16 protein-coding genes are annotated in these 19,767 nt (G+C 64.8%); 8 read left to right on the top strand and 8 right to left on the bottom strand.

Going from position 1 to position 19,767, the window contains the following annotated elements:
- Positions 1-108: 108 nt before the first annotated feature.
- The 3 genes from LJ656_RS25615 to LJ656_RS25605 all read right to left on the bottom strand — a co-directional run bounded on the left by LJ656_RS25615 (position 109) and on the right by LJ656_RS25605 (position 3,210).
- Positions 109-1,227 carry a 3-deoxy-7-phosphoheptulonate synthase gene (locus LJ656_RS25615; protein ID WP_329958900.1) on the bottom strand — a complete coding sequence of 373 codons (1,119 nt, stop codon included), beginning with the start codon at positions 1,225-1,227 and terminating at the stop codon, positions 109-111.
- A 251-nt stretch (positions 1,228-1,478) separates the two neighbouring features.
- Positions 1,479-2,360: a DUF72 domain-containing protein gene (locus LJ656_RS25610; RefSeq protein ID WP_425606007.1), complete on the bottom strand. Its 882-nt coding sequence runs from the start codon at positions 2,358-2,360 to the stop codon at positions 1,479-1,481.
- A 37-nt stretch (positions 2,361-2,397) separates the two neighbouring features.
- Positions 2,398-3,210, bottom strand: a complete 813-nt coding sequence (locus tag LJ656_RS25605; RefSeq protein ID WP_230512322.1) for a TetR/AcrR family transcriptional regulator — start codon at positions 3,208-3,210, stop codon at positions 2,398-2,400.
- Between the two features lie 220 nt (positions 3,211-3,430).
- Between LJ656_RS25605 and LJ656_RS25600 the strand changes: the two genes are divergently transcribed.
- The 4 genes from LJ656_RS25600 to LJ656_RS25585 are packed head-to-tail and all read left to right on the top strand — an operon-like array spanning position 3,431 to position 9,185.
- Positions 3,431-4,612 (top strand): isovaleryl-CoA dehydrogenase, encoded by a 1,182-nt coding sequence (locus LJ656_RS25600; protein WP_230512321.1) that lies wholly within the window; start codon positions 3,431-3,433, stop codon positions 4,610-4,612.
- A gap of 58 nt (positions 4,613-4,670) precedes the next feature.
- Positions 4,671-6,278 carry a carboxyl transferase domain-containing protein gene (locus LJ656_RS25595; RefSeq protein WP_230512320.1) on the top strand — a complete coding sequence of 536 codons (1,608 nt, stop codon included), beginning with the start codon at positions 4,671-4,673 and terminating at the stop codon, positions 6,276-6,278.
- A gap of 22 nt (positions 6,279-6,300) precedes the next feature.
- Positions 6,301-7,086, top strand: coding sequence for an enoyl-CoA hydratase/isomerase family protein (locus tag LJ656_RS25590; RefSeq protein WP_230512319.1), 786 nt, complete (start codon positions 6,301-6,303; stop codon positions 7,084-7,086).
- Between the two features lie 53 nt (positions 7,087-7,139).
- Positions 7,140-9,185 carry an acetyl/propionyl/methylcrotonyl-CoA carboxylase subunit alpha gene (locus LJ656_RS25585; RefSeq protein WP_230512318.1) on the top strand — a complete coding sequence of 682 codons (2,046 nt, stop codon included), beginning with the start codon at positions 7,140-7,142 and terminating at the stop codon, positions 9,183-9,185.
- A 57-nt stretch (positions 9,186-9,242) separates the two neighbouring features.
- Here LJ656_RS25585 and LJ656_RS25580 read toward each other — a convergent pair whose 3' ends face one another.
- From LJ656_RS25580 to LJ656_RS25570, 3 genes are all read right to left on the bottom strand, one after another.
- Positions 9,243-10,034, bottom strand: coding sequence for a phosphate/phosphite/phosphonate ABC transporter substrate-binding protein (locus LJ656_RS25580; RefSeq protein ID WP_230512317.1), 792 nt, complete (start codon positions 10,032-10,034; stop codon positions 9,243-9,245).
- A 19-nt stretch (positions 10,035-10,053) separates the two neighbouring features.
- On the bottom strand, positions 10,054-10,332 hold the full coding sequence (locus LJ656_RS25575; RefSeq protein ID WP_230512316.1) for a DUF1488 family protein: 279 nt from the start codon (positions 10,330-10,332) through the stop codon (positions 10,054-10,056).
- Positions 10,333-11,020: 688 nt separating this feature from the next.
- Complete coding sequence (locus LJ656_RS25570; protein WP_230512315.1) at positions 11,021-12,310, bottom strand: cation:proton antiporter; 1,290 nt, start codon at positions 12,308-12,310, stop codon at positions 11,021-11,023.
- Positions 12,311-12,910: 600 nt separating this feature from the next.
- On the opposite strand from LJ656_RS25570, the gene LJ656_RS25565 reads away from it, so the two are divergent.
- Complete coding sequence (locus LJ656_RS25565; RefSeq protein WP_230512314.1) at positions 12,911-13,201, top strand: hypothetical protein; 291 nt, start codon at positions 12,911-12,913, stop codon at positions 13,199-13,201.
- Between the two features lie 557 nt (positions 13,202-13,758).
- Here LJ656_RS25565 and LJ656_RS25560 read toward each other — a convergent pair.
- Complete coding sequence (locus tag LJ656_RS25560; protein WP_230512313.1) at positions 13,759-14,127, bottom strand: BON domain-containing protein; 369 nt, start codon at positions 14,125-14,127, stop codon at positions 13,759-13,761.
- Positions 14,128-14,269: 142 nt separating this feature from the next.
- Positions 14,270-15,436: an MFS transporter gene (locus tag LJ656_RS25555; protein WP_230512312.1), complete on the bottom strand. Its 1,167-nt coding sequence runs from the start codon at positions 15,434-15,436 to the stop codon at positions 14,270-14,272.
- 385 nt (positions 15,437-15,821) lie between these two features.
- Between LJ656_RS25555 and LJ656_RS25550 the strand changes: the two genes are divergently transcribed.
- From LJ656_RS25550 to LJ656_RS25540, 3 genes are all read left to right on the top strand, one after another.
- Entirely contained in the window at positions 15,822-16,292 is a 471-nt protein-coding gene (locus LJ656_RS25550) for a DUF3331 domain-containing protein (protein WP_230512311.1), read from the top strand.
- Between the two features lie 297 nt (positions 16,293-16,589).
- A complete protein-coding gene (locus LJ656_RS25545; RefSeq protein WP_230512310.1) occupies positions 16,590-17,258 on the top strand; it encodes a response regulator transcription factor in 669 nt (222 codons plus the stop codon).
- 217 nt (positions 17,259-17,475) lie between these two features.
- Positions 17,476-19,710 carry a PAS domain-containing protein gene (locus tag LJ656_RS25540; protein WP_230512309.1) on the top strand — a complete coding sequence of 745 codons (2,235 nt, stop codon included), beginning with the start codon at positions 17,476-17,478 and terminating at the stop codon, positions 19,708-19,710.
- The last annotated feature ends 57 nt before the right edge of the window (positions 19,711-19,767 follow it).

The raw sequence follows: 19,767 nt of genomic DNA, 5'->3' as shown, positions 1-19,767 counted from the left end.
GCTGCGAAGCGTGCACAAGCGAGGCGTCGGGCGTGAAGAATCACGCGCTGCGCAACGTCGGCGGAACGATCTCCGCTCGTTGGCGCGGCGCGTGTGCGTCGCATGAACTCAGTTCGCGCGACGCTTGCGGGTCGCCTCGGCGAGCGTGGCCAGCACCGGTTCGGTCTGCGCCCAGCTCACGCAGGCATCCGTAATCGATACGCCGTGCCGCAGCGGCACCCCGGCCTTCAGATCCTGACGGCCTTCTTCCAGATGACTTTCAAGCATCACGCCAATGATGCGGCGCTCGTGCTGCGTCAGTTGTCGCGCGATATCGTTTGCCACTTCGATCTGGCGCGTATGCGATTTATTCGAATTCGCGTGCGAGCAATCGATCATCACCTGTTCGCGCAGTCCCGCTGAACGCAGCGAATCGCAGGTCGCCTGCACCGCCGCCGCGTCGTAATTCGGACCCTGCTTGCCGCCGCGCAGAATCACGTGCGCATCGTCGTTGCCGCGCGTTTCGAAGATCGCGGCCATGCCCATTTTCGTCATCCCCATGAATGCGTGGCTCGCGCGCGCCGCGACGATCGCGTCGGCCGCGACCTGCACGCCGCCATCGGTGCCGTTCTTGAAACCGATCGGGCAGCTCAGACCCGATGCGAGCTGGCGATGACTCTGGCTCTCGGTCGTGCGCGCACCGATCGCGCCCCACGCGATCAGATCGGCGATGTACTGCGGACTGAGCAGATCGAGGAATTCGGTCGCGGTCGGCAGACCCAGACCGTTGATATCGATCAGCAGTTGCCGCGCGAGACGCAGGCCTTCGTTGATGCGGAAGCTGCCGTCCAGCCGCGGATCGTTGATATAGCCTTTCCAGCCGACCGTCGTGCGCGGCTTTTCGAAGTACACGCGCATCACGATCAGCAGATCGTCCTTGTAGTGATCGGCGGCGGCTTTCAGCTTGCGCGCGTATTCGATCGCCTGGTCGTGATCGTGGATCGAGCACGGGCCGGTGATCAGCACGAGGCGGTCGTCGCGGCCGTGCAGGATGTCGGCGATTTCGACGCGGGTTTTTTCGACCAGCGTTTGCACCGCCGGCGGGACCGGCAATTCGTCCTGCAGCAGCGCCGGCGAAATCAACGGCCGCACTGCGCCGATGCGCACGTCGTCGATGCGCGTGGTGTCCTGGGTAGCGTCGGCCGAGCCGACTTCCTGATCGTGCAACGGGTTGTCGAGGGCGCTCAAGATAATCTCCGCAATCGGTGGTTGGGGCGGCGTGGCCGCCTGCCGGCGCGCTGCGTCGCGATGAGGGCGCGCGGGCGCTGCATGGGTTTGACGTGGGCCGTGCGTTCGCTGCGCCGGACTTCGGGCGATGCTCGATCGGATGCCTTGGCGTGAGGCCGGACAATGAGCCCGGCATGAAGCTGGCGGGGGCGCGCACGGCTGCGCTGGCGCGATTATGACACCCGCGCGCGGCGATCGGCGCGCGGGCTGGTTCAGAGCTTGCGAATCAACTCGATCGCGGCCGCCGGGTTGCGTTCCTTGAAGCCGCTGATCACATACAGATAGACGTCGCGCGCGCTCGATTTGGCGGGCGGCTCTGCGCAGGTTTGCAGATCGGCAGGGGTGGTGCCGGCGGCTAGCTGGCGCGCGCGTTCGGCCCATGCGTCGAGTGCCTTGGTCGAATAGCCTTTGGCTTGCTTGTCGCTGGTGCCCATGATGCGCGCGTACACGAACGGCGCGGTGAGGTCGGCGATCTGCGGATAGTCGCTGTCGCCGGCTAGCACCACCGCGGTCTGATACTTGCGCGCGAGCGCGATGAAGTCCGGTGTCCTGAACGATTCGTGACGCACTTCGAGCGCGTGGCGCAGCGGCTGTCCTTCGATGCTTGCCGGCAGCAGTTTCAGGAAGGCTTCAAAATCGTCGGGATCGAATTTTTTGGTCGGCGCGAACTGCCAGTTGATTGGGCCGAGTTTCTGTTTGAGCAGCAGCACGCCGCTCGCGAAGAAACGCTCGATCGTTTCACCCGCTTCGGCGAGCACCCGGCGGTTGGTCGCATAACGGGGCGCTTTCAGCGAGAACACGAAGTCGTCGGGCGTTTCCGCGTACCACTTCTCGTAGCTGGCCGGTTTTTGCAGGCCGTAGAACGTGCCGTTGATTTCGATCGACGTCAGTTGCCGGCTCGCGTATTCGAGTTCGCGGCTTTGCGTGAGGTCGTCCGGATAGAACGGGCCGCGCCACGGCGCGTAAGTCCAGCCGCCGATGCCGATCCGGATGCGGGGGGAGGAAGGTGACTTCGCAACGGGCTTCTCGACCGGCTCGTCGACTACCTTCTCGCTTCGCGTTCTGCTTGGCTTCGCGCTTTTCGCTGCGGGCACTTGGACTCTCCTTCGCTGCTGCGGGCAAGCCGGTAGATTAGCTGCTTTTCGCGCGGCGCGCGGCCTTGCGTGTGCCGGTTGCGCCGGTTTTGCCGCTGCTTGCAGCCGCCGCCGCGCTGGCCTGCTCGAACCGCCGGCTCGCCTGCGCCACCTCCATCCGGAAGCGCTGCAACGCGGCGACCTCGAGATCCGGCGGCGTCAGCGCGATCCACAGCACGTCGATCAGCTGATCCGCGGTCGCCTCGATATCGATCTGCCGGTTCGTCAGCGTCGCGTCCCACAGCACGTGTTCCATCGGCCCGAACACCATCGAACGCAGCAGCCGCAGCGGCATGTCCGCGCGAATCTCGCCGCTCTGCTGGCCGTGCGCGAGCACCCGCATCAGCGGCGCGGTGTAGCGGCGCTGCAATTCGGTCAGCGCCGCACTCAATTCGTGATGCCGCGCGCGCCCCTCCGACAGCACCAGCGCGCACAGATCGGTGCCGTTCACCAGCATCAGCCTCAGATGCATTCGCACGATGAACGCGAACTGCTGGCGCACGCTGCCGTCGCGCGGCAGGCCGGCTTCGATCGCGTCGATGATCTCGTCGTACCAGTCGCCGATCACCCGCGCGCACAACTCGCGCTTGCCGCGAAAGTAGCTGAACACCGTGGCTTCCGAAATGCCGACGCGCTGCGCGATTTCGGCGGTCGTCGCGCGTTCGTAGCCCTTCTCGGAGAACACGTCGCGCCCCGCCTGGAGAATCTCCTTCACGCGCTGCTGCGACTTGCGCCCGGCCGGCTGGCGGCGCGAGGCGGGAAGTCCGGCGCTCTCCGGCGATGAAATATGAGTGGCAGTCAGATTTGTCATGGAGAAAAGGGCGGAACGGAGGGCCGACGATGCCCGTGAACGCGATCCTATCATCAAACTGAGCGCGGTACGGCGGCTCCGCATGATTTCTGAGTAACACTCAAAAATACCTATTGACGCTTACGTCAATCTGGCGTGAAATGCGCGTTGACACGATTGATGATGCGCGCGCCGACTGGCCAGAGCCGAACGGCCGCCCCCGAACCCTGGAGACACCGCAATGCCCAATCTGCCCGGTTTGCAATTCCCGCTCGGCGAAGAAATCGAAATGCTGCGCGACAGCATCGCGTCGTTCGCCGCCAAAGAGATCGCGCCGCGCGCGGCGGAAATCGATCGCACCGACCAGTTTCCGATGGATCTGTGGAAGAAGTTCGGCGACCTCGGCGTGCTCGGCATGACCGTCGCCGAGGAATACGGCGGCGCGAACATGGGCTACACCGCGCACATGATCGCGATGGAGGAAATCTCGCGCGCGTCGGCGTCGGTCGGCCTGTCGTACGGCGCGCATTCGAACCTGTGCGTGAACCAGATTCATCGCAACGGCACCGCGCAGCAGAAGCAGAAGTATCTGCCCAAGCTGGTGTCGGGCGAGCACGTCGGCGCGCTCGCGATGAGCGAGCCGAACGCGGGCTCCGACGTGGTCAGCATGAAGCTGCGCGCGGAGAAAAAGGGCGACCGCTACGTGCTGAACGGCACCAAGATGTGGATCACCAACGGCCCCGATTGCGACACACTGGTCGTCTATGCGAAGACCGATCCCGAAGCGAATTCGCGCGGCATTACCGCGTTCATCGTCGAGAAGGGCATGAAAGGTTTCTCGGTTGCGCAGAAACTCGACAAGCTCGGCATGCGCGGCTCGCACACCGGCGAACTGGTGTTTCAGGACGTCGAAGTGCCGGAAGAGAACATCCTCGGTCAGCTGAACGGCGGCGTGAAGGTACTGATGAGCGGCCTTGACTACGAACGTGCGGTGCTGGCCGGCGGACCGACCGGCATCATGGTCGCGGTGATGGACGCGGTCGTGCCGTATATCCACGACCGCAAGCAGTTCGGCCAGTCGATCGGCGAATTCCAGCTGATCCAGGGCAAGGTCGCCGATCTGTACACGACGTTGCAGGCGTGCCGCGCGTATCTGTACGCGGTCGGCCGTCAGCTCGACACGCTCGGCAACGAGCACGTGCGCCAGGTGCGCAAGGACTGCGCGGGCGTGATTCTCTATACCGCCGAGAAAGCCACGTGGATGGCCGGCGAGGCGATCCAGATTCTGGGCGGCAACGGCTATATCAACGAGTATCCGGTCGGACGTCTGTGGCGCGACGCGAAGCTCTACGAAATCGGCGCGGGCACCAGTGAGATTCGCCGGATGCTGATTGGGCGCGAGCTGTTTGCGGAAACGATGTGAGGCGAGCTTGCCCAGCGCTAAAAGCTCCTGAAAAACGCCACTCGTGAGAAGCCACAACATGCCGATCATCGAATCAAAGCTGAACCCGCGCTCGGACGAGTTCCGCGCGAATGCGGCGGCGCTCGACGCGCTGGTCGCCGATCTGCGCGCGAAAATCGAACAGCTCGCGCAAGGCGGCGGTGAGGCCGCGCGCGACAAACACACGAGCCGCGGCAAGCTGCTGCCGCGCGAGCGCGTCGCGCAACTGCTCGACCCGGGCACGCCGTTTCTCGAACTGTCGCAACTGGCCGCGTACGGGATGTACAACGACGACGCGCCGGGCGCCGGCGTGATCACCGGAATCGGCCGGATCGTCGGGCAGGAATGCGTGATCGTCTGCAACGACGCGACCGTGAAGGGCGGCACCTACTACCCGGTCACCGTGAAGAAGCACCTGCGCGCGCAGGAAATCGCCGCGGAAAACCGTCTGCCGTGCGTGTACCTGGTCGACTCGGGCGGCGCGAATCTGCCGAATCAGGACGACGTGTTTCCCGACCGCGATCACTTCGGCCGCATCTTCTACAACCAGGCGACGCTGTCGGCGGCGGGCATTCCGCAGATCGCGGTCGTGATGGGCTCGTGCACCGCGGGCGGCGCGTATGTGCCGGCGATGAGCGACGAATCGATCATCGTGAAGAACCAGGGGACGATTTTTCTCGGCGGCCCGCCGCTCGTGAAAGCGGCAACCGGCGAAGTGGTCAGCGCGGAAGACCTCGGCGGCGGCGACGTGCATACGCGGCTGTCGGGCGTCGTCGATCATCTCGCGCAGAACGACGCGCATGCGCTCGCGATCGCACGCAGCATCGTCGGCAATCTGAATCGCGCGAAGCAGGCGCCGCTGGTGTTGCAGGACCCGAAGCCGCCGCGCTACGACGCAAAGAGCATCTACGGCGTGATTCCGCTCGACACGCGCAAGCCGTTCGATATCCGCGAGGTGATCGCGCGCATCGTCGACGATTCCGCGTTCGACGAGTTCAAGGCCCGCTACGGCACCACGCTCGTGTGCGGCTTCGCGCATATCTGGGGCCATCCGGTGGGGATCGTCGCGAACAACGGCATTCTGTTTTCGGAGTCCGCATTAAAGGGCGCGCACTTCATCGAGCTGTGCGCGCAGCGCAAGATTCCGCTGGTCTTTCTGCAGAACATCACCGGCTTCATGGTCGGGCGCAAATACGAGAACGAAGGGATCGCGCGCAACGGCGCGAAGATGGTGACCGCGGTCGCGACCGCGAAGGTGCCGAAGTTCACGGTGATCATCGGCGGCTCGTTCGGCGCCGGCAACTACGGGATGTGCGGCCGCGCGTATTCGCCGCGCTTCCTGTGGATGTGGCCGAACGCGCGCATCTCGGTGATGGGCGGCGAGCAGGCCGCGTCGGTGCTGGCCACCGTGAAGCGCGACGGTATCGAAGCGAAGGGCGGTTCGTGGAGCGCGGAAGAAGAGGACGCGTTCAAGCAGCCGATCCGCGAGCAATACGAGCATCAGGGCCATCCGTACTATGCGAGCGCGCGGCTGTGGGACGACGGCGTGATCGATCCGGCGCAGACCCGCGACGTGCTCGGTCTCGGCCTGTCGGCGGCGATGAACGCGCCGATCGAGGACACGCGTTTCGGCGTGTTCAGAATGTGACGCGGCGCAACGGAGACTGCCCATGCAATACGAAACGCTGAAGTTCGAGATCGCCGGCCCGCTCGCGACCGTCACGCTCAATCGCCCCGAGGTGCGCAACGCGTTCAACGAGACGATGATCGCGGAACTGACCGCCGCGTTCACCGAACTCGACTCGCGCGACGACGTGCGCGCGGTCGTGCTCGCCGCGAACGGCAAGGCGTTCTGCGCGGGCGCCGACCTGAACTGGATGAAGAAAATGGCCGGCTACTCGGACGCGGAAAATCGCGCCGACGCGATGCGGCTGGCGAACATGCTGTCGGCCGTCTATCGCTGCAACAAGCCGGTCATCGCACGGGTGAGCGGCGATGCGTACGCGGGCGGGATGGGCCTGATTGCCGCGTGCGATATCGTCGTCGCGGTCGATAGCGCGCATTTCTGCCTGTCGGAGGCGCGGCTGGGCCTGATTCCGGCGACGATCGCGCCGTACGTGATCCGCGCGCTCGGCGAACAGGCAGCGCGGCGCTACTTCGTCAGCGCCGAAGCGTTCGACTGCGCGACCGCGCTGCGCCTGGGCCTCGTCAGCGAAGCGGTCGGCGCGGACCAGCTCGACGCGGCGGTCGCGCAACTCGCGCAAACGCTGTGCGCGAACGGCCCGCAAGCGGTGCGCGCGTGCAAGCGGCTCGTGCAGGACATCGCCGGCCGCGAGTTGAGCGACGCGCTGATCGAAGACACCGCGGCGCGCATCGCGCAAACGCGAGCCGGCGCGGAAGGCCGCGAAGGCGTCGCATCGTTCCTCGAGAAACGCCCGCCGGGCTGGCGCAACTGACGCGCGTCACGTATCACCATCGCCCGCTACCGCCTAATAACATCGAGACACTCATGTTCAACAAGATCCTGATTGCGAACCGCGGCGAGATCGCCTGCCGCGTCGCGGCGACCTGCAAGCGGCTCGGCATCGCGAGCGTGGCCGTCTATTCCGACGCCGACGCTAACGCGAAACACGTCGCCGCCTGCGACGAAGCGGTGCATATCGGCGGCTCGACCGCGGCGGAAAGTTATCTGCGAGTCGAGCGCATCATCGAGGCCGCGCGCGCAACCGGTGCGCAAGCGGTCCATCCGGGCTACGGCTTTCTTTCGGAGAACGAAGACTTCGCGCATGCATGCGAGGCGGCCGGGATCGTCTTTATCGGTCCGCCGGTCGAGGCGATTGCCGCGATGGGTTCGAAGGCGGCCGCCAAGGCGCTGATGCACGCGGCCGCGGTGCCGCTCGTACCCGGCTATCACGGCGACGATCAGGACCCGCAGCTGTTGCAGCGTGAAGCGGACGAGATCGGCTACCCGGTGCTGCTGAAGGCGAGCGCGGGCGGCGGCGGCAAGGGTATGCGGGTGGTCGAGCGCGGCGCGGATTTCGCGGCGGCGCTGCTGTCGTGCAAGCGCGAAGCGGCGAGCAGCTTCGGCAACGACCGCGTGCTGATCGAGAAGTACTTGATGCGGCCACGCCACGTCGAGGTGCAGGTGTTCGCCGACCGGCACGGCGGCGCGGTCTATCTGTTCGATCGCGACTGCTCGGTACAGCGCCGTCACCAGAAGGTGCTCGAGGAAGCGCCGGCGCCGGGGCTCGACGCCGGCGTGAAGCGCGCGATGGGAGAGGCGGCGGTGGCCGCCGCGCGCGCGGTCAACTACGTCGGCGCGGGCACGGTCGAGTTCATCATGACGCCGGCCGGCGAGTTCTATTTCATGGAAATGAACACGCGCCTGCAGGTCGAGCATCCGGTTACCGAGATGGTGACCGGGCAGGATCTGGTCGAATGGCAATTGCGGGTCGCGGCGGATGAGCCGCTGCCGCTCACGCAAGATCAACTGAAGCTCGACGGCCACGCGATCGAAGCGCGTATTTACGCCGAGCATCCGGCGCGCGGCTTCCTGCCGTCCACCGGTACGCTCAAGCATTTGCGCATGCCGGAAGGCGTCGAGTTCGCGATCGACGCGGCCGGTCTCGGAGAGCCGGGCCGCAAGGCGCCGGTGCGGATCGACAGCGGCGTGCGCGAGGGCGACACGATCACGCCGTTCTACGACCCGATGATCGCGAAGCTGATCGTCCACGGCGCGTCGCGCGAGGAAGCGTTGGCGCGGCTCGCGCGCGCGCTGCATGCGTGCGAGGTGGTCGGGCCGCATACGAACGTCGAGTTCCTGCAACGGATCGTCGCGAGCGAGCCGTTTGCGAGCGGCGAACTCGACACCGGTCTGATCGAGCGGCATCACGATGCGCTGTTCGCGCCGGTGAAAAAGCCGTTCAAGGAGGCGCTCGCGCTCGCGTGCGCGGCGCTGCTCACGCGCGAGGGCGGTAGCGCGCACGGGGCGTCGCCGTGGGAGGCGCTGTCGCATTGGCGGCTCAATAGCGGTTATACGCAGACGCTCGGCTGGCGCGTGATCGGCGACGATGCGAATGACGCGGACAACGCCGGCTTCAATGTGATATTCGCGCGCAATGGCGATACGCAAACGCTCGAACACGACGGCACGCGCGATGGCTTCACGTGGTCCGAAGGCGCGGGCGAACATGAATTCCGCGCGACCATCGGCGATGCGCGGGTGGCGGGCCGGGTGTTCGTCGACGGCGACCGCTTCCACGTGTTCTGCCACGGCGAAACGCTCGCGTTCGAATGGCAGAACCTGCTCGCCCACGCGGCCGATGCGGAGCACGGCGAAGGACGCCTGACCGCGCCGATGCCGGGCAAGGTGATCGCGGTGCTGGTCGAACCGGGCGCGGTGGTCGAGAAGGGCGCGCCGCTGCTGGTGATGGAGGCGATGAAGATGGAGCACACGATCGGCGCGCCGGCCGCGGGCAAGGTTGCCGAGGTGCTGTACGGCGTCGGCGATCAGGTCGCCGACGGCGCGCAGTTGCTGGTGCTCGACGTGGAGTGATTGGCGCGCGGTGACCGACGCGCGGTGACCGACGCGCAATGAATCAGCCGAGGCGAATCAGCCGAGCCGCGCGTAGCCCGCCGCGCGCGCCTCGTTTTCCAGTTCGCCGATGCGCGCGTAGTCGGTCAGCGGCAGCGTGGAAAACCCCGTCAAGCGCAGGCGCCTGGCCCGCTCGGGCCGGCTCGCGAGGCTCTCGTGCAACGCGTCGCGCAGCGCGTCGATCGTCGCGCGCGGCACGTTCGCCGCGGCGATCAGCGGCAAGCCCGGCGACGCGGCCGTCATGCCGATCGCACGCAGCCGGTGCGCGAGTTCCGGCAACACATCGCCGACGAACGCATAGGTTACGCAATCGATCGCGGCGACGTCCGCGCGATTGTCGACGAGCGCGCGCAGCGAGCCCAGATGCGAGCCGGTGCGCAGCACGCCGCCGAAGAACATGCCGGCGCGCGCGAGCGGCGCGACCGCGTGCCGGAACGCGTTCATTCCGCTGTTCGAATCGTCCTGGTTGTAGGCGGCGCGCGCGCCGCGGCAGGCGGCGAGCGTATCGAAGCGGGCGTCCGCGCGCGTGACCAGCACGCTCGAATAATGCGCGCCGACGCAGCCGGGCGCGTCGAAGCACGGCGTTGCGATCAATTGCACCTGCTGGTGCAGCCCCTGCATCAGCGGATAGCCGCAGGTCTGCGAGATCAGCAGGTTCGGCCGCCGCCAGAAGCCGTGTAATTCCTCATCCGGTTCGACGATCCGGCATGCGGGCTTGACCCGCCGCAGCACGTCGTCGAGCCACTCGCGCCATTCGAGGTCGAGCGCGGGCGTTACGTTGTACATCGGCAGGGCGGCAATCCAGCTCATGGGCGAGAGTGTGACACGCCTAATGTCTGACCATCCTGAACTCGTCGAGGCCGAGCCGCACCGACTCGGTCGGCACGAACTTCCAGCGCTGCGCGGCGACCGACAGGATTTCGTCCTGCGCGTCCTCGAACGCGACCAGCAGGTCCTGCTTGCGGTTGCTCGCCGCGCCGCAGAACTCCATCAGTGCCTCGGCGCTGACTTCGAAAATCTGCGCACGATCGTCGCAGCACACCCGGAACGCGACCGTCGCGCACTCCGTCACACAGGGGCGAAACCCTTCATCGACATAGACCGACATGGCGAACTCCTTCGGACGCCTGAATCGACAGAATGACAAACCGTAAGTGCCGGGTATGTGGGAGAACCGGCATTGACGGCTAATTGCCCGCCGCCGCGGTGCGCGCGACAAGCGGAACGCTGGCTGAAAGCGCGCCAGAAACTGGCCGCACGGCTCGCGGGAGCCGGGGCCAGGACCGCGGTGGGGAACCGCGGCCTGAATGAAACCGGCAGCAGTTGCAACGCTACCGGTCGTGGCGGAGCGCAGCCGTTGGCGGCTGCAAATACGGCAGTGGCACTGCTCGGCAAATGCTTAAATCAGTACTAAAAAAACGCTGAAAACGATGCGCGATATTCGTAAAACCGTGCGCGGATCCAATTGGGCATTCACTGCCCGGCATAGGTTCCGCGTTCGCTCGTCGAGCCATTCTCCTAACAAATCGCGACCCATGCACGGCCTCGCGGGCGGCATCGGTATCCAGGTTGGGAGCTTGCTGCGAACACGCGCAGGTATCCACTTTACGATCGTCGCGCGTTTCGTGCAGGAGATGAACTCGGGGCGCACCGGAGGGCCGGTGGAAATTGGCCTGTGCCGCGGCCCGGTAAGTGGCGCGCAACCGCGGTAGTGAGAGGTCGGGTACGCGAACGCGCGTACTCGTGCAGGACGTTTGCTGCGGGCCGACACGTTGCCGGATCGGCCCGCAGCGATCTCACTCTTTTGCGTCGACCAGGGGCCGGGCGGCCGGCAGTTGGGTGGCCCGCGCGGTGGAGAAGTTCAGACGCCGGATCAGCCGTCCCAGCGTGGTCGCCTGAACCAGCAGGCTGAACACGACGACCAGATACGTGACGCCGATAAACATTTCGCGGCCGTGGAATTCGGGCAACGACAGTGCGAGCGCAATCGAAATGCCGCCGCGCAATCCACCCCATGTCAGCACCAGCGTGGAGTGCGGATTGAGCCGGCGGAAATTCTGCAGCGCGAGCAGAGGAATCGCGACGCTGACCCCGCGCGCGAGCAGCACCACCGGAATTGCCGCGAGCCCGAGCCAGACGATCTGGATATGCAGCGACAGCGCGATGATCTCGAGCCCGATCAAACCGAACAGCACGAGGTTCAGCAGTTCGTCGAGCAGGTCCCAGAAATTGAACAGATGCTCGCGGGTCTTTTCCGACATCGACGTCAGTGCGCCGTGATTGCCGATCACGAGCCCGATGATCACGACCGCGAGCGGCGCCGACACGTGCAGCGCTTCGGCCAGACTGTAGCCGCCGGTCGCGAGCGCGAGCGTGATCAGGATTTCGACCGGATAGCTGTCGATCCCGCGCAGCAATAGCGACGCGCCGAAGCCGAGTACCACGCCGAGTCCCAACGCGCCGACCACTTCGCGCAGCAGATCGAGCGCGATCGCGCTGCCGGAAAATTCGTTCGCGCCGGTGGCGAGCCCGACCAGCGTGACGAACGCGACGACCGCGGTGCCGTCGTTGAACAGCGACTCGCCGGTGATCTTGGTTTCGAGGCTTTCGGGCGCGGCCGCGCGCTTGAGCACGCTGAGCACGGCGATCGGATCGGTCGGCGAGATCAGCGCGCCGAACGCGAGACACCACAGCAGGCTGACCGGATGGCCGAGCCACTGCGCCGCGTAATAGAAGCCGAAGCCGACCACCGCGATCGAGATCAGCACGCCGACGGTCGCGAGCATCAGCACCGCGCGCCGTTGCGTGCGCATCTTCGACAGATCGACGTGCAGCGCGCCGGCGAACAGCAGCAGACTGAGCAGCCCATGAAACACGATGTCGGCGAAATCGACCTGCACGATGATCTTGCGCGCGGCGGCCGGCAGCGGCGGATAGTAAAAGCCGAGCGCCGAAATGCCGAGGCACACGACGAGTCCGACCGCGGTAATGCCGAGCGTGTCCGGCAGCTTGATGAAGCGATAGTTGATCACGCCGAACAGCGCGACGATGGTGAACAGCGCACCGGTAATCTGAAAGATGCTCATTGTGCGAGGAGGACCGAAGAGAGGGCGCGACGGCCGGCCCCGGGCAGGGCGGCGACGCGTTCGAATTAGAAGGGGCTCACGCGGAGTACGGCTCGCCGGCGGGCGCCATCGATGTCCGATGGCTGCTTTCGGACATTTCAAATGTCGATCGAGTTCCGGGCGATTATTTGAGTCGGCAAGTACTTTTTATTTCAAGATATTTTTATTTTGAGACTGGTTCGCGCCGCACTCGTTGAGTACGATTGATGGCCGCGGCTGTCGAACGCCGCTCGATGCGAAGTGCAGCTTGCTTCGGCGGGGGTGCCGTCACCGTATGCGTTGGCTACACGGCGCGCAGTAGCGGCCGATGTCCGTTGTGGTTATGAATTTGTAATAAATTTCGTTGACGGATCAAATTTCGGTTTGATAAAGCTTGTGCAAATCGCAATGAATTTTGAAGCGTATTTTTAATCGACGGAACATTAATGCGAGGGCAGGGAAACCCCTAGTCGTAATTCTGAATCTAATTGACAATTTTTAACAGTATTTATACGGGAATGATGCAGCATGACCCCATGGCGAAAGGCGGTTGTGCAGCACGGCGGAGGATGGAGAACAGGTATGGAAAAAACATATCGCTATCGGGGTTTCGACATCGTAGTCAACGCATTGCGTCTCGGGGATGACGTCGGCCGCTGCGACACCACTGCGCCCGCGTATATGGCCGGGGTCAAGCTGAGTGCGCAGCTGCCCTCAGGCGAGTGGTCGACGGCTTTCCGGGCGGGGCCGGTGCCAGGGCGTATCTCGGCGGATCTTCGCGAAGTTTTCGTAGCCGGATTCGCGGCCGCCACCAGGGTGATCGATGACGTGGTCGGTGTGATGGGCGACGCGCTGGTTGTTCAGGCAGCATGAGCAGACTGCATGAGCAGACCGCATGAGCAGGCCACGTGAACCGGAAGCGCGCAGCGGCATGCTCTTCATGTTGGAAGTGCCGGGACGAAGCCGGTCCCGGTGATGCGCAGGCAGGTATAACAATTAAAGCTGTTGTTTGAATCCCGCCTTCCCCTGTGCGGGATTTTTTTTGTCCGCGCTTAAATGCGCGAGCCAATAAATTCCCGGCATCAGTGTCGGACAATCTTTGCACTGTGCGGCTTCACACATAAAACAACAGATTTAACCTTCTTTACACCGACCCGTCAGCTTGATCGATATAGTGCGCTTTGCATTTCGAAAGCAACCACAAAGGGGTCGTCTCTCGTTCGGCACGCAATCAGGTCAATAAAGATTGCCTGCCGTTCCCGCAATTGTTTATGTGGGTTCGATGAGTGCGGATGCGAGGGTGATTGGCTGGGGAAAAATGATTATTTGAAAATCGCTGTGGCTTACCGGCATGTTCTCTATTGCCGGCAACGCGCTGTCGAATTGCGCCGGTTAGACCGGCGCAACCGGTTCACACGAACCCGGCTCGATCACGGCGCCGCGTAAAGCGTCAACTGGGTCGCGACCGACTGAACGCCCGGCACCTTCGATGCGGCGTCCTGAGCGATCTGTTCCTGCGATTCGTCGAAGATCGTGCCTGCGAGGATCACCTTGCCGGTGCGGGTATTGGCGAACACCGCGATATCGGTGTCGTTCAGGCCTTTGGTCTTGAACAGCGTCTCGCGCACCTTCTTCGCGAGCGCGTGGTTGGCCGCGCGGTCCGCGTGCATTTGGGCGCGCAGCTGTTCTTTAGTCGGGGCGGCGGCGTCGCCGGCGGTTGCCGTGGCGGCCTGTACGAGCGCGGCCGACGAGAGCAGCACCGCGAGTGCGCCCTTGAGCAGGTTGTTGCGAAGCGTCATGAAATCACCTGTTGGCTTGAGTGACGAAGATGTCGTGAGTGGGTGTTGCCCGATCCGAAGCGTAGGTGCTGCCCCGGTTCGCGTCTATCAGACGTTCGGTGGGCCACCCTATACCTGGGGCGACGACAACTCATACCTACGGTTATCGACTGAATGCCGCCGCGAGGTTGCGCCTGTCGCGAAGTATCGATAGCAGCAGCGCCGCCAGCGCGCAAACCGCGATCAGCGCGATCAGTGCGCCGCGGCCCATATGCACGAGCACCCAGCCGCCCACCGCGGGAAAACCGAACGCGCCGAGCGAATACGCGACGATGAACCACGTCAGCGCCGCGTGACGATGCAGCGCGTCGGAATCGTTGACCGTCTGTTCCTGAATCACCGGATAGGCAAGCCCGTACCCGGTGCCGAACAACACCGCACTGACCGGGTGAAACATCGTGTGGTACGGCACCGCGAACATCGCCGCGACGCCGAGCACCATCAGCACCAGCACGAGTTTGGTCGTAAGGCCGCGCGGCGAACTGATTACGAGCCGGCCGAGCAGCCAGCGCGCGACGATCACCGTCACCGTGTAGAAGCTGAAGAACGTGCCGGCGTGCGATGCGGTGCCTTGCACCAGCGACATCTGGAACGTCAGCAGACCGGAGAACACGCACGCGCACAACGCGATCATCGCGATCGAATAGGCGGCGCGCGTGCGCACGACCGCGCCGGTATTGAACACCCACGGCTTTTGCGGGTGCGAGTTCGCTCGCGGCGAGAAGCGCGCAAACAGTTCGAGCAGCAGCGATGCAATCATGCACAGGCCGGCGACGATCAGCAGCACCGCGCCGACCGTCCAGTGCAACGAGCGGATCGCGAGCGCGGCCAGCGCGGGGCACGCGCCGATGCCGACCATCTGGACCGTGCCGAAGCGCATGAACCACACGCCGCGATCGGATTGCGTGGTTCGTTCGGCGAGCGCCATCGGCGCGGCGAGACTGAACGCGCCCCAGCCGAAGCCGACCAGGAAGCCGGGAACGATGCCGCCCGCGCTCGCGGGGAGCGTCACCGTGAAGGCCGCGATACCCGCACCGAGGCACAGCGCGCCGAGCGCGCTCAGGCGCGCGGCGCCGATGCGCGGCGCGAACCAGTCGACCAGCGGAAAGCTCACGAAGGTGCCGATCACCGCTTCGGCCAGTGCGGTTCCGGTGTCGAGATCGGTGCCGCCGATCGAGCGGAAATGCATCGACAGCAGAAAGGTCGCCCCATAGCCGCTCGCGGTGAGCAGCGTGCCGAGAATGACGAAAAGGGCATTGAATGGTTGCATGCGCCGAATGCTTCTGATTGACGAGGGTGGGCGCCCGCGCGAGCGGCCGGTAGCCCGGATATTAATCCGCCGCCCGGCGCTCGGGCCGTGCGTGGCTCGCGATTAATACCAAGGTATTAGTTCGTCATCCGAAGGCCTCGGAATGGCTATCCGCGCGAAGACTACGTTGCGGCCGGACTTCTTCGTAGACTTCAGTGACCGGAAACACGCGACATGCGTGACGCGCGACAGTCGCGAACCGGCAACATGGGAGTGGTCCGTGATGAGTCTGGATGCGTGCGGAGCGGCGCTGGCGGCGGTCGGAGCCGACGGCGGTGGCCATCGGGAGAGTGGGCGCGCGGTACCGCGAGCGCGCGCCGTGAGTGCCGTGAATGCCGTGAGTACCGTGAGTACCGTGAGTGCCGGCGGCGCGCCGGATGCGTTCGCCGCGGATAGCGCGGCTTGGGTGCGAGATCCGTGGCGGCAGGTGGTGCTCGATCTGTGCCGTGCGCCGGCCTTCAGCGTCGGTGCGCCGTTTCGCGCCCGCGCGCGACAGCCGGAACCCGCGCGCTGTTGGCCGCCAGGCGCGCGGCAGCAGACCTCCGGCAATGGCACGGTCACGGTGGTCGAGCGCCTCGCGGACTACGCGTTCGCATTGTCGTGGAGCGATTCGACGCGTTGTCACTATCGCGAACAGGTGTGGAAACGCGCGCTGGCGAAAAAGGCGGGGATCTGTGCGCTGTCCGGAGCGAGCATTCGCAAAGGCGACGCGGTGTTCCGGCCGGAAGACCGGCGCTATCGCGATCCGCTGAATGCCGGCGCGATGATTCTGGCCGCGTCGCTCGACAGATGGGACGCCAACGCCGATCCGCAATGAGCGATTGCGCAGTGAATAACCCAGGCGCATCGAGCTGGACAGACAAACTCAGTATATGGGATTCGGCCTTTGATCATCGGGCCGGCGCAGGGTCATTCCAATACCAAAGTACTAGAGCCTCGCGCGGATGCCCGATGTAAGCTTCGATCGTGGCGATGCGGGTGGGAGCGGCATCGCGCGCGGCGGCTGAGAGACCGCCGGCTCAACGAATGACTCAGGCATTGAAGTCCTATTTACACTGACAGGTGTCGATGATGGTTCAATTCGCAAAACGTATCGTCGCGACGATTACCGCAGATGCTAGCCACTGACACCGCGTTGGCGGCTGCCCCATGCGCGAACGGCATCTCGGGTGTCGTTTATGTGGTCGATGACGACGACTCGGTGCGCGACTCGCTGGAGCTTTTACTGCGCTCGATCGATCTGCAAGTCGACGTCTTCCGCTCCGCCGAGGAGTTTCTTGCGGCGCCCAAAAGCGCTGGGCCCGCGTGTCTCGTGCTGGACGTGCGCCTGCGCGGACAAAGCGGACTGGCATTGCACAAATCGCTGTTGACGAAAGAACGCGCGCCGCTGCCGGTGGTTTTCATGACCGGCTATGCGGATATCGCGATGACCGTCGAAGCGATGAAGGCCGGCGCGATGGACTTCCTCACCAAGCCGTTTCGCGATCAGGACATGATCGACGCGGTGATCGCCGCGTTGCAGCGCGACGCTCGCCGCGTCGAAGCGGATAGTTCACTGATCGACGCGCGTCGGCGCTGGGACGCGCTGACGCCCCGCGAGCGCGAGGTGCTGATCAACGTCGCGTCCGGTTTGATGAACAAACAGATCGCGGCGCGCATGCGGATTGCGGAAGTCACGGTGAAGATTCACCGCGGCCAGGCGATGCGCAAGATGAACGTGCGCTCGGTGGCCGACCTCGTGCGGCAGGTCGTGGCGCTCGGCGTCGACCCGGGCGGCCAGTAACGCGCGACACTGCACAGCGCCGTGCGGTGCTGTGCTGTGCACCTCGACGCTCACGCCAATCCCAGAACTTTCTGCCTTCCGGTCGCGCTATTGCGACCGCCGTACCCGCATGGAATAATCTCATCTCAAAATTCCCGGCAGGCCAACGAGCCACCTGTACGCCGGCCTTGGCGATTGTCTGGAAAACCGGCGCCTGGCTCTGAAGAATCCAATAATGATGGGATTGGCCATTGATCTCGGCGTCGTGCTCGATGCGCTGTCCGTGCTTGCCTGGACCGCGCTGCCCGACGGCCGTGTCGATTTCGTGAACCGACATTGGCGCGCCTACACCGGGCTCGATCTCGCGGCGTCGTCGGACTCGCAGTGGCAGAACGCGGTGAGCGCCGACGACCGTCCCGGACTCCTGCAGCAGCACGCGGCGCTGCTGGAGTCCCAAAAGCCGGCCGAAATCAGCGCGCGTCTGCGGCGCTTCGACGGCCAGCTTCGCTGGTTCGTCATCCACATCAATCCGCTTCACGACGCCGACGGACAGCTCGTGCGATGGTGCGCGACCTGCACCGACGTCGACGATTTGCAGCGCGCGCAGGCCGCGGCCAAACAAGGCGAACTCGATCTGCAGTCGATCGTCGACAGCATTCCGGTGCCGGTCACGGTCACGTCGCCATGCGGTGAAGTGGAAGGGCAGAACCGGCTCGCGCGCGATTACTTCGGCAAGTCATACGAAGAACTGCGCTCGTGGCGCAGCGACGACGTCGTGCATCCGGACGATCTGCCGGCCACGATTGCCGCGCACGCGGCCTCGCATGCGAACGGCACGCCGTATAACGTCGAGAATCGCCATCGGCGCGCCGACGGCGTGTATCGCTGGTTCAACGTGCGCGGCTTTCCGCTGCGCGATCGCGACGGCGGCATTGTGCGCTGGTTTCTGCTGTCGATCGATATCGAGGACCGCAAGCGCGCCGAAATCACGCTCGCGGAAAGCGAGCGCCATCTGAACGAGACGATCAACGCGCTGCCGGCACTGGTGTGGTCGGCGCGCGTCGACGGCACCGGCGAGTTCTATAACCAGTACTACCTCGATTATCTCGGCCGCAGTCTGGACGAAGTACGCGACTACGAGTGGACCAAGGCGGTCCATCCGGACGATCTGCCGGGTCTGATCACCGCGTGGAACCAGATCATGGAAAGCCGGATGCCGGGCGCGGCCGAGGCACGGATGCGGCGCCACGACGGCTTGTACCGCTGGTTTCTGTTTCGCACGAGTCCGCTGCGCGACCAGCATGGCAACGTCGTCAAATGGTATGGGATCAATATCGATATCGACGATCGCAAGCGCGCGGAGGAAGAGCTGCGGCGCAGCGAAGCGTTTCTCGCCGAGGGGCAGGCGCTGGCGCGGATGGGCAACTTCTCATGGCATGCGGATAGCGGCGAGATCGCGTGGTCGGAGCAGCTCTATCACATCTTCGAATTCGAACCCGGCAGCACGGTGACGCTCGAGCGGATCGTCGCGCGTTATCACCCGGAGGACGTCGCTCTCGCGACCCAGGTGATCGAACAACTGTATCGCGGCGACACCGATGTCGAGAGCCAGTACCGGCTCTTGATGCCGGACCGGTCGATCAAGCATCTGCACCTGCTCGCGCATCGCGCGGCGGATCGGCCGGGGCGTCGCGAGTATGTCGGCACCGTGCTCGATATCAGTCAGCGGCGCCGCTCCGAAGAAGCGCTCGACAATGCGCGCGCGGAACTCGCGCATGTGTCGCGCGTGATGAGTCTCGGCGCGTTGACCGCTTCGATTGCGCACGAAGTGAACCAGCCGCTCGCGGGCATCGTGACCAACGCGAGTACCTGTTTGCGGATGCTCGCGGCCGTGCCGCCGAATCTCGAAGGCGCGCGGGAAACCGCGCGCCGCACGATTCGCGACGGCAATCGCGCGGCCGACGTGATCGCCCGCCTGCGCGCGCTGTTCAGCCGGCGCAGCGCGACGATCGAGGCGATCGACCTCGGCCACACCGCGCGCGAAATCATCGCGCTGATGCAGCACGACCTCGACCGCGCGCGCGTGATCGTGCGCACCGAGTTCGCGGACGGTTTGCCGCTCGTCGGCGGCGACCGGGTGCAGGTCCAGCAGGTGATCATGAATCTGCTGCGCAATGCCGCCGATGCGATGAACGGCGTCGAGGACCGGCCGCGCCGCCTGTGGGTCAGAACCGAGGCCGAAGCGGACGGGATGGTGCGTCTGACCGTGCGCGATTCGGGCGTCGGCTTCGATCCGCGCGATGTCGAGCGGCTGTTCGACGCTTTTTATACGACCAAGGACGACGGCATGGGCATCGGTCTCGCGGTGAGCCGTTCGATCATCGAAAGCCAGAGCGGCCGCCTGTGGGCCGCGACCGTAGGCGACGGCCCGGGCGCGCTGTTCGGTTTCTCGATTCCGGTCTACCGCCGCTGAACGCCGCGCGCCTCTATACATACCACCGTATGATGGACGCGCGCGGTTGGGTCCGTA

Origin of the sequence: Paraburkholderia sejongensis, assembly GCF_020880815.1 — a bacterium.
Lineage (GTDB): Bacteria > Pseudomonadota > Gammaproteobacteria > Burkholderiales > Burkholderiaceae > Paraburkholderia > Paraburkholderia sejongensis.
The sequence above is the reverse complement of the archived record's forward strand: the minus strand, read 5'-3'. Positions and strand labels throughout refer to the sequence as shown.